11 protein-coding genes are annotated in these 9,119 nt (G+C 71.1%); 6 read left to right on the forward strand and 5 right to left on the reverse strand.

What is annotated here, in order from left to right:
- From ABD211_RS27875 to ABD211_RS27895, 5 genes are all read left to right on the forward strand, one after another.
- Window positions 1-350, forward strand: a 350-nt coding sequence (locus ABD211_RS27875) for a hypothetical protein (RefSeq protein WP_344138279.1), incomplete at its 5' end; no start/stop codon positions are given.
- Window positions 351-389: 39 nt separating this feature from the next.
- Complete coding sequence (locus ABD211_RS27880; RefSeq protein WP_344138281.1) at window positions 390-935, forward strand: hypothetical protein; 546 nt, start codon at window positions 390-392, stop codon at window positions 933-935.
- A gap of 34 nt (window positions 936-969) precedes the next feature.
- Window positions 970-1,755: a YwqG family protein gene (locus tag ABD211_RS27885; RefSeq protein WP_344138283.1), complete on the forward strand. Its 786-nt coding sequence runs from the start codon at window positions 970-972 to the stop codon at window positions 1,753-1,755.
- A complete protein-coding gene (locus ABD211_RS27890; RefSeq protein WP_344138285.1) occupies window positions 1,746-2,309 on the forward strand; it encodes a hypothetical protein in 564 nt (187 codons plus the stop codon). The genes ABD211_RS27885 and ABD211_RS27890 overlap by 10 nt, the downstream gene beginning before the upstream one ends.
- Window positions 2,310-2,316: 7 nt before the next feature.
- Window positions 2,317-2,544 (forward strand): cellulose binding domain-containing protein, encoded by a 228-nt coding sequence (locus tag ABD211_RS27895; RefSeq protein ID WP_344138287.1) that lies wholly within the window; start codon window positions 2,317-2,319, stop codon window positions 2,542-2,544.
- A gap of 32 nt (window positions 2,545-2,576) precedes the next feature.
- On the opposite strand, the gene ABD211_RS27900 is transcribed toward ABD211_RS27895, so the two are convergent.
- The 5 genes from ABD211_RS27900 to ABD211_RS27920 all read right to left on the reverse strand — a co-directional run bounded on the left by ABD211_RS27900 (window position 2,577) and on the right by ABD211_RS27920 (window position 7,803).
- Entirely contained in the window at window positions 2,577-3,431 is an 855-nt protein-coding gene (locus tag ABD211_RS27900) for a polysaccharide deacetylase family protein (protein ID WP_344138289.1), read from the reverse strand.
- On the reverse strand, window positions 3,418-4,293 hold the full coding sequence (locus tag ABD211_RS27905) for a phosphotransferase enzyme family protein (RefSeq protein WP_344138291.1): 876 nt from the start codon (window positions 4,291-4,293) through the stop codon (window positions 3,418-3,420). Before ABD211_RS27905 ends, ABD211_RS27900 begins: the two co-directional genes overlap by 14 nt.
- 128 nt (window positions 4,294-4,421) lie before the next feature.
- Complete coding sequence (locus ABD211_RS27910; protein ID WP_344138293.1) at window positions 4,422-6,053, reverse strand: class I adenylate-forming enzyme family protein; 1,632 nt, start codon at window positions 6,051-6,053, stop codon at window positions 4,422-4,424.
- The gene (locus ABD211_RS27915) at window positions 6,050-6,814 is read right to left on the reverse strand and encodes an ABC transporter permease (RefSeq protein WP_344138295.1); all 765 of its coding nucleotides are present in this window, start codon (window positions 6,812-6,814) and stop codon (window positions 6,050-6,052) included. The genes ABD211_RS27910 and ABD211_RS27915 overlap by 4 nt, the downstream gene beginning before the upstream one ends.
- Window positions 6,815-6,831: 17 nt before the next feature.
- Window positions 6,832-7,803, reverse strand: coding sequence for an ATP-binding cassette domain-containing protein (locus ABD211_RS27920; protein ID WP_344138297.1), 972 nt, complete (start codon window positions 7,801-7,803; stop codon window positions 6,832-6,834).
- Between the two features lie 204 nt (window positions 7,804-8,007).
- Between ABD211_RS27920 and ABD211_RS27925 the strand changes: the two genes are divergently transcribed.
- Window positions 8,008-9,119, forward strand: a 1,112-nt coding sequence (locus tag ABD211_RS27925) for a sensor histidine kinase (protein WP_344138299.1), incomplete at its 3' end; no start/stop codon positions are given.

A 9,119-nucleotide genomic window follows, 5' to 3' on the forward strand; every position in this document is an offset into this window, starting at 1 on the left:
AGGCCCCGTACAGCCCAGACTTCGGACTCAATCATCTAGAGGACGTGGCCTACGCCCTGGAGTACGTCGCGCCGTTCCGCGACGACGCGCAGGCCATGCGCTGGCAGGGCTTCACCGCCCCGCCCGACCGGGCCCGCCGGATCGCGGTGTTCGCCGACGCGTACGGCCTGGACACGGTCGACGGGCTGGTGGACGCGGTGATCCGCCGGCAGGAGGTCACCGGCGAACGGGTCGCCGCGCTGGCCGCCCAGGGGTTGGAGCCGCAGCGCACCTGGGTCGCCGAGGGATGCCTCGACAAGGTGGCCGCGGAGGTCCAATGGTCGAAGGACAACCGGGCCCTCTTCGTCTGACGTCGGGAACGCGCGCGACCGTCGTCGCGTCAGACGGGCATGACTCGCAAGGTCCTCGCCCTCGTCAGCGTGCTGCTGCTCAGCGCGTGCACCGCCACGCCCACGGACACCGGCGCACAAACGCCCGCCACCGGCCTGTCGGCTCCGGCCACGAGCGCCGCCGGCACGCCATCAAGCCGGACCGTCGCGTCCTTCTTCTCCCCGCCCAAGGAGTTTCCGGGGCCGACCTGGACCAAGAAGGGCAAGTCGGTGGACAACAACGAGCTGAACAGCATCGCCGGGTCCGACCACTGCGGCTGGGAGAGCGCCGTGATGATGCACCTCGGCTGGCCGCTCGGCACCGTCGCCAAGACGTCCGCGACGATGCGGCAGTTCATCCGCGATCCCGGCGGTGTCATCACCGACCGCTTCCAGCCCGGGCTCAAACTTCACGTCAGCATGCCACCGGACGGGAAGGACACCGGATACCGCAACGGGGATCTCGAACTCTGGCTGGCACCGTCCGACCCGGACGGCGCGTACCTGCGCGTCGACAGCGACGTCGAACGGTGGCCGATCGCAAATCCCGTGGTCGCGTGCATGTAGGCGGACCGGCCCACGATCATGGCAAGATGCGGCCATGTCGCCGGAACTCGACCTCGCCGCCGCCCGCGCCCAGCTGCCGGCGGACATGGTCGACGCGTGGCTTGGCCTGCTGCGGCCAGCCGCCCGCCTCACGCACGCGCATCCGCCCCAGCGGATCGTCGGGCACCTGGGCGGCCAGCCGGATCTGCCCGCCGACGTAACCTGGCCGATCTGGGACGGGCAGGGACCGCTGGCCTACATCGCCGGTCTCGACTGCGCCGCGCTGCCCCGCGCCATGACGGGCCTGGACCTGCCGGCGGATGGCCACCTGCTGTTCTTCTGCTTCGATGGCCAGGTCGGTGACGCGCTCTCCATCCCGACCACGGGTTGTGGCGCCCAGGCCATGCACATCGCGTCCGACCGGCCAGTGTCGCCACGGTGCGCGCCCGACGGAATTACACCGTATCGGCGCATACCCCTGGCCGCGCACGCCGTCGACTCGGCCCCGCCCGACGACCATCCGGTGCTCCACCAGACCTTCGGCGACAGCTTCAGCCACGGCATCGACCATCCGGTGCGCGACCTGTCCTTCGAGCCGACCGGCGGCGTCCGCGCCACCCTGCATCAGGTGGGTGGTTACGCCTACCCCCTCCACTTTCCCCTGGAGTACGGACTGGACGCCGGGGAGCCGGACGACTGGGTGCTGCTCGCCCAGTTCGACAGCGACGGCAGGGCACGCATGCACTGGGGCGACTGCGGCCTCATCTACTGGCTGATCCGCCGGCAGGACCTCGCCGCCCGCCGTTTCGACCGCGCTGCCTTCACGCTTCAGTGCTACTGACCGCCTCGGCTCCGAAGGTCAGGACCATCGTTGATACTCTATATATCCGACCATTCGGTCTCGGCGGGCTCAGCGGTCAGGCCCCAACAAAGGTACGGAAGTCGGCGGCCAACTGGAGTTCCTCTTCGGTCTCGGCGTCGACCAGCGGCACGTTCATCAACGAGGCGGACTCCACCGAGTGGAACAACCTCTGGAACGCCTCGCAGGTGAGCGCCCCGAGCGGCTGGGACACCGACCGCGACGGCATGCCCAACGCCTGGGAGTCCGCCAACGGCTTCAACCCCAACGCGGCCGACCACAACGGCGACGCGGACGGCGACGGCTACCGCAACATCGAGGAGTACCTCGACTACGCCGCCCAGGGCAGCCCGGCCCTGTCGACCACGGCCGCACCCACGACGCGGCCCGTCACCAGCGCGCCCGTCACCAGCGCCGCGGTCACCACCGCGCCCGTCACCAGCGCAGCGGTCACCACCCGGGCCACCACGACGCCGTCGACCGGCAGCGGCGCGTGCACCGCTACCTACGCGACCACCAACTCCTGGTCCGGGTGAGGTGACCGTGAAGGCCGGCAGCTCGGCCATCAACGGCTGGACGGTGAAGTGGACGCTCGGTAGCGGCCAGACGATCAGCCGGGTCTGGAACGGCCGCCTCACCACGAGCGGCACCGCCGCGACGGTGACCAACGAGACCTACATCGGCGCGCTGGCGGCCTCGGCCTCCACCATGTTCGACTTCCTCGCGTCAGGCACGGCCACCACCCCGACCCTGACCTGCACCAGCCCGTAACGCCGGAACCTGACCTTGGCTCGGATCGGTACCTATGTGTACCAATCCGAGCCAAGGTCAACGTCGCCGGCCCACGCTCGCTGCAGCGCCCGGTAGTCGGTCACCACGATTCCTTCCCGGTCAAGAAGGTCGCGTGCCTGAGGCGAGGTGAGAAACTCGTAGTCCGTACGGCGGACCTGCCATCCAGGTACGTGTGCCTGCGCCTGCCCGGGATGCACCGCCCACTCGCTGAGGCCCACGGGCAGGTCGCGGAGCAGCCGGGCGTAGGTGGCCGCTTTGGTGTCGATGTCCAGGCGGAAGCTGTCCACGAACGGGTTGTCGACCACCGGCAGTCCCCGCTGACGCATCCGGCGGCGGGCCGGATCGAGCCACACGCGCACCGCCAGGCCGTACTCGTGCGCCAGGGCCACGGTCGCGTCGAAGATGTCCTCCCGGCCGCCGTCGGCCAGGCAGTGCCAGTCCAGATGGGTCGGGGCGAGTCCGGCGTCCAGCACGGCGGTGACCTGCGCCCGCAACTCACACGCGACCTCGTCCACCTGAGCGTTGGCGAGCAGTTCGGAGATCCGGTCGCTGGTGAACAACTCACCGGTCCCGTCCAGCAGCGAGGGCACCCGTTCCCGCGTGGTCAACGGCCGCCACCGGTCGTTTACCGTGTCGCGTACCAGGGTCAGGTGGATCCCGAACGGGATCTCCTGCCGCCGGCCCAGCAGCCGCATGGCCTCCGCGGCGCCCGGACACGGCACCATCAGGCTGCACGAACTGGCGATCCCGCGTTCGATCGACTCCACGACGGCGGCGTTGACCGCGCCGTACATGCCGAAGTCGTCGCAGTTGATGATCAGGACCCGGGCCTCCGGCCCGAACCCCAGCAGCTCACTCGACAGCACTGAGTAAGGCGTGGGCATGTGCCAGGCCCTCTTCGTTCTCGGCGGCGCTGCCGATGCCGGTCAGGTCCTGCGTCGCGATGCGGCGGGCGAAATAGTCGGCCTGTACCGCCCACCGGAACCGCAGCATGACCGACAACCCGCGCTCCACCTCGGCGCACCGAACTACCCCTTGGTCCACATACGCGTCGATCAGGGAGCCGGCCCGGTCCGTGCCGCCGACGTACATCACCGCCGACGCCAGGTCGTACAGCAACGGACCGACCATGGCGACGCTCCAGTCGATCAGGCCGCACACATTAGAAGCCCGGTCGAGCCGGAACGCCTCGGGAGCGGGGTCGGTGTGCAGGAGGCCCCACGACAGCGTTGGCGGATCGAGTTCGTCGTATGCCGCGACAGCCGACGCGACGGCCCCGCGGATCCATGGGCGGATGCTCAGGTGTTCGCCCTGCGGGTCGACCCAGTGGAACCGTTCCATGTCGGGAACCGACACGTCGCGCAGCGCGCGGTGCGTCCGGGCAAGGGTCCTACCGATCAGCCGCTGTTCGGCCGCGTCCCCGCCCGTGAGCTCCTCGCCGGGGACCCAGGTCAGCAACGCCACAGGCACCCCGTCGACAGCGACGACGTGTTCGCCATCGCGGGCAACGACCGGGGCTCCCGCCGGGATGCCGGAGCCCTCAAGCGCGGCAGTGACCGCAAGGCCCGCGGCGAAGTCACGCCGCGACGCGGGCACGACCGCCTTGGCGACCCACCGTCCAACACCGTCGCTGACAAGCCACGTTGCGGAGTTCATCCCACCGTTGTGGACCTCGATCACCGCGTCCTGCAGCCCCCATGAGTCCGCAAGGCACCTGCGGAGCGACATATCGCTGATCACACACGGCAGTCAAACAGTCACGACCAGGACCCGCCACCCACTTTCGGGGCGATGGCGCCATAGTGCGGGAATGGAGGACCGGATTCCCGCACTATGGCGCCATAAGGCCGCACGGATCAGGCGGCGCCCATCGACGCCAGGTGGCGTTGGCGCATGAGGAACTTGCGGACCTTGCCCGTCGGGCCGAGGACCAGGTCCGAGTCGGGCACCACCAGGACGTTGCGCACCGTGGCGGCCACCGGGCCGGTCAGCGCGGCGCGCACCTCGTCGGTGCGGTCCACTGACGGGTCGGCCTTCGCGTCGAGCTGCACGAGAACGTCCGTCACCACCCGCCCGTCGACACGGACCGCCACCAGGGTGCAGTCGCGGATGTCGGGGCAGGTGCGCAGGATGCGCTCCTCGGACATGGCGGTGTAGAGCCACTCCCCGTCGCCCAGGTCGACGGCGTCGACGGCCCGGTCGACGTGGTAGTAGTAACCCTCCTCGTCGCGGTACATGAGGTCGCCGGTGAGGTAGTACCCACGCAGCCGGTTGCGGTACGTGTTGACCGAGTCGTTCCAGTACCCGGGTGCGAGTGTGGGCGACTTGAGGCCCAGGTGACCGACCGTCCCGACGGGCAGCTCCTCGCCGGTGGCGAGGTCGAGGACGGCCACGTCGGCGAAGACGTGGGCCTTCCCGACGCACCGGCCGTACCGGTTCGTGTCGACCCGGTGGGCGATGTAGAACGCCGAGTGCCCCATCTCGGTGGACCCGATGCCGTCGACGAACGTCGACCCGGCCACCCGCGAGACACCGTCGCGCGTGACCACCTCCCGGCCGCCGACCGCCACGAGGCGACGGATGTGCGCCTCGTGCGCGCAGTCGCCCGTGTTGAACCACAGCGACACCGACGACATGTCGTACTCGGAAAGGTCGTAGCGGGCCAGCTCGGCCCACGTGACCGCGAAGCCGAACACCCCCGACGGCCGCCACCGGGTGACCGCCTCGAGGACCGCGGCCGCGTCGTCCTGCCGGGACAGGAAGAGCAGGTCGGACCGGTTGCACAGGGCGTGGTTGACGGTCATGATGCCGGCCGCGTGCGGTGCGGGCAGGGCGGACAGGATCCGCTCCGTGCCGCGCGCCCGGGGCGCGGACAGCCGGATGCGCCGGGTCGCGGCGAACAGGCTGCCGTGCGAGTGCACCACGGCCGTCGGCATCCGGGTGGTCCCCGACGAGTGGGTGATCGCGATCGGGTCGTCGAGGTGGTGGCGGTAGGGCGGCGGGGCGTCAGCGGCGTCCGCGACGCCGAGTTCGGCGGCGACGCCGCCGAACAGCGACAACGGGCCGAGGTCGCGGTCCGCGAGCAGCTCCCGGTGCCGGACATCCGCGAGTACGCCGGCCCCGCGCAGCTTCCGGATGTACTCGGCGGCCACGTCGGGGGCGATGTTCGGGTTCATCAGCGCGGGGATCGCCCCGAGCCAGGTCAGTGCCCAGAAGCTGAGGAACGTGTCGGCGGCGGTCGTCACGTAGACCGCCACCGGGTCGCGCGCCACCACACCCTGCTGGCGCAGCCAGGCCGCGCGGGCGGCGACCCGCTCGTGCAGCTGGCCTAGGGTCAGGCCGGCCCAGGCCGGGTGCCCGTCGACGGCCACGTCGAACGTGATGCCCGGGCCGTCCGGGTCGGCGCCGTGCTCGATCAGCTTCCACAGGACGTTGCCCGCGCCGAGGTCGGCGTCGTTGATGAGGGCGGCCCGGATGTTCGCGCTCATCGGACCGCCCGCTCGAACAGGCGGGCCGACAGCAGCACCGTCGCGATGGCGAGCACCGTGACGATGAGGCTGCCCTGCCACACGGCGGGGTCGCCGAGGCGGCCGTCGAACAGCGCGCGCACCCCGGCGGTGGCCCAGGAGAAGGGGTTGGCCTTGGCGATGTTCTGCACCCACACCGGGGCCAGAGCCAACGGCAGCAGTACGCCGGCCAGCAACGCGACGGGCTGGCCCACCGTGTTGATGATGTTGCCGAGCGCGCCCTCGTTGCGCACGTACAGCGTGAGGTCGTAGGACAGCGTGGTAGCCATGAGCGCGATGACCGCGAGCAGCACGTACGCGAGGAGCACGTTGGTCAGCGGCACCCGCAGGCCGAACGCGAGCGCCAGCACGGTGATGATGACGCACTGGCCGAGCAGCGAGGCGACGTCGCGCAGCGCGCGACCGAGCAGCAGCGCGGAGCGGCTGACCGGGGTCACCCGGCACCGCTCGACGATGCCGGCACGGATCTCGGCGAGCAGCCCGAACCCGGTGAACAGGCCGCCGAACAGGCAGGTGACGACGAGCAGGCCGGGCACGTACACCCGGTAGGCGCCGGCCGTGCCGCCCTCGCCGATCGGCATGAGCGCCTTCTGCAGGAACGGGGTGAACAGGATGAGGTAGGTGATCGGCTGCGCGAGCGCGAACGCGATCCAGATCGGGGAACGCAACATGAGGGTGATCTGGCGCTGGAAGATGAGCCAGGTGTCCCGGGCGAGCTTCATGGAGGGCAGGGCCTTTCTCAGTCGCGCAGCGACTTGCCGGTCTTGGCGAGGAAGACGTCGTCGAGGGTGGGTCGGTGCAGCTCGATGGTGGCCAGCTCCATGCCGGCGCCGGCGAGCTCGCGCATGAGCGCGGGGATGGCGGTCTCCCCCGAGTCGACGTAGAGCCGCAACGCGCCGTCCTCACGCACGTCGGCGCTGAGCACGTACGGCTGGGCGGCGAGCAGGCCCGCGGCCTTCTCGGCGATGCCGGTCGTCTCCTCCGTGCCGGCCAGCCCGACGATGACCGCGTCGCCGGAGATCTCGCGCTTGAGCGCGGCGGGCGTGCCCTCGGCGACGATGAGGCCCTGGTCGATGATCGCGACCCGGTCGCAGAGGGCGTCGGCCTCGTCGAGGTAGTGGGTGGTGAGGAAGACGGTGAGCCCGTCGCCGCGCAGGCGGCGGATCTCGTCCCACATGTTCGCCCGGCTCTGCGGGTCGAGCCCGGTGGTCGGCTCGTCGAGGAAGACCAGCTTGGGCGCGTGGATGATGCCCAGCGCGACGTCGAGGCGGCGGCGCTGCCCACCGGAGTACGTCTTGCAGGGGCGGTCGGCGAACTCGCCGAGGCCGAACGCCTCGGTGGCGGCCGCGGCGGCCTGCTGGGCGTCGGTCTTCGACGCGCCGTAGAGGCGGGCCTGGAGCAGCAGCTCCTCGGTCGCGGTGGCGTCGTCCCACGTGCCGCCGCCCTGGGCGACGTAGCCGATGCGGCGGCGCACCTCGCCCGGGTCGCGCAGCAGGTCGGCGCCAGCGATGGTGGCGGTGCCGCCGTCGGGGGCGAGCAGGGTGGCGAGCATCCGCAGGGTCGTCGTCTTGCCCGCTCCGTTGGGGCCGAGGAAACCGAAGATCTCGCCCTCTGCGACCGACAGGTCGACGCCCCGGACGGCGTCGACTGTGGTGGTCTCACGGCGCTTGCGGTCCCGGTACGACTTGCGCAGCCCGGTTGTCTCGATCATGCATTACTCCCAGTGACACGCCCCGTAACCAACTGACCACTCGACGGGTCAGACTAGGTCTGCCGCAGGCCCATCACAATTGGTCAATAGTTCTATATATAAGTTGGTCGATTGATTCTTGTGTGCGCGCCGATGTTGTGCCGCCAGGCATTTCGTCGCACAGCGGGTCCGACTACCACCGATGCGGCGGTGTTAGACAGACTCATGGGTTCCTCACGCAAGCGCCTGCGGTTCCTCGTGGCGGCTCTGTTCGCCTGTCTCGCCCTGTTCGGTGCCGTCGCGGCCGTGGCCGCCGCGCGCCATCTGGTCGCCGTGTTCGACGGCGCCGACACGACGGTCGTCGCCCTCGCCCTCGCCGTCGGCGACGGTCTGCTCCTGGCCGCGGTGATCGCTGCCCCCGCCCTGGCGGTGCTGCTGGCCCGGGCGGTCGCCGAGATCCGCGGGCGGCGGGCCGAGCTGACCCGCGACGTCGCGGGCGGCCTGGCGGACCTGCTCATCCGCGTCAGCCGGGGCGAGCCCGTGGACCACACGGGCGGGGCCGGCCGGCTCGCCGCCGACGAGGACGACACGCTGCGCGCATTCGCCCACGCGTACGCTGCGGCGGCTGGCGCCGCGCTCACCCAGGCCGCGGCGCTGCGCGACGTGCGCCGGCTCGCGGTCGGACTGGGCCGCCGCGGTCACGTGCTCGTCGGCGAGCAGCTGCGCGTCCTCGACCTGCGCGAGCGCGACTGCCTCGACGCGGAGGACCTGGCCCAGCTCTTCGAGCTCGACCACCTCGCCACGCGGCTGCGCCGCCAGGTCGAGGACCTGCTCATCCTCTGCGGCGAGCCGCCGGAGCGGGAGCTGCCACCGACTGTGCCCGTGCTCGACGTGGTCCGCGCCGCGCTCTGCGAGGTCGCCGACTACCCCCGGGTGCGCCTGCTGCCCGTCGAGTCGGCCTGGCTGCACGGCGACGCCGTGCCGGACGTGACCCACCTGCTCGCCGAGCTGATGGAGAACGCCCTGCGGTTCTCCCCGTCGACCACGTCCGTGCGGGTCAGCGGGGCCTTCGCCGACGGGTACACGCTGGAGATCGAGGACAGCGGGTTCGGCATGCCGGAGGCGACCCGCTTCGCCACCAACATCGACCTGGCGGCCGGCAGCGGCGGCGCGGTCGCCGTGGGGGGCCGGCTGGGCGTGGCGGTCGCCGCCCGCCTCCCGCAGCGCCAGCGCATCGAGGTACGCCTGCGCGAGTCCCCGCACGGCGGCACCGTCGCCACGATCGTGCTGCCCGCGGCGCTGCTCGCGCCGGCCGGTTCGGTGACCCGCCCCGCCCC

This window comes from Luedemannella flava (genome assembly GCF_039528515.1).
Lineage (GTDB): Bacteria > Actinomycetota > Actinomycetes > Mycobacteriales > Micromonosporaceae > Luedemannella > Luedemannella flava.

Bases quoted from the DNA above. Each gene is read 5' to 3' on its own strand.
- ABD211_RS27885 (WP_344138283.1), top strand. From the start codon at position 970: ATGTCGCCGGAACTCGACCTCGCCGCCGCCCGCGCCCAGCTGCCGGCG.
- ABD211_RS27910 (WP_344138293.1), bottom strand. From the start codon at position 6,053: ATGAGCGCGAACATCCGGGCCGCCCTCATCAACGACGCCGACCTCGGC.
- ABD211_RS27915 (WP_344138295.1), bottom strand. From the start codon at position 6,814: ATGAAGCTCGCCCGGGACACCTGGCTCATCTTCCAGCGCCAGATCACC.
- ABD211_RS27920 (WP_344138297.1), bottom strand. From the start codon at position 7,803: ATGATCGAGACAACCGGGCTGCGCAAGTCGTACCGGGACCGCAAGCGC.
- ABD211_RS27905 (WP_344138291.1), bottom strand. From the start codon at position 4,293: ATGTCGCTCCGCAGGTGCCTTGCGGACTCATGGGGGCTGCAGGACGCG.
- ABD211_RS27880 (WP_344138281.1), top strand. From the start codon at position 390: ATGACTCGCAAGGTCCTCGCCCTCGTCAGCGTGCTGCTGCTCAGCGCG.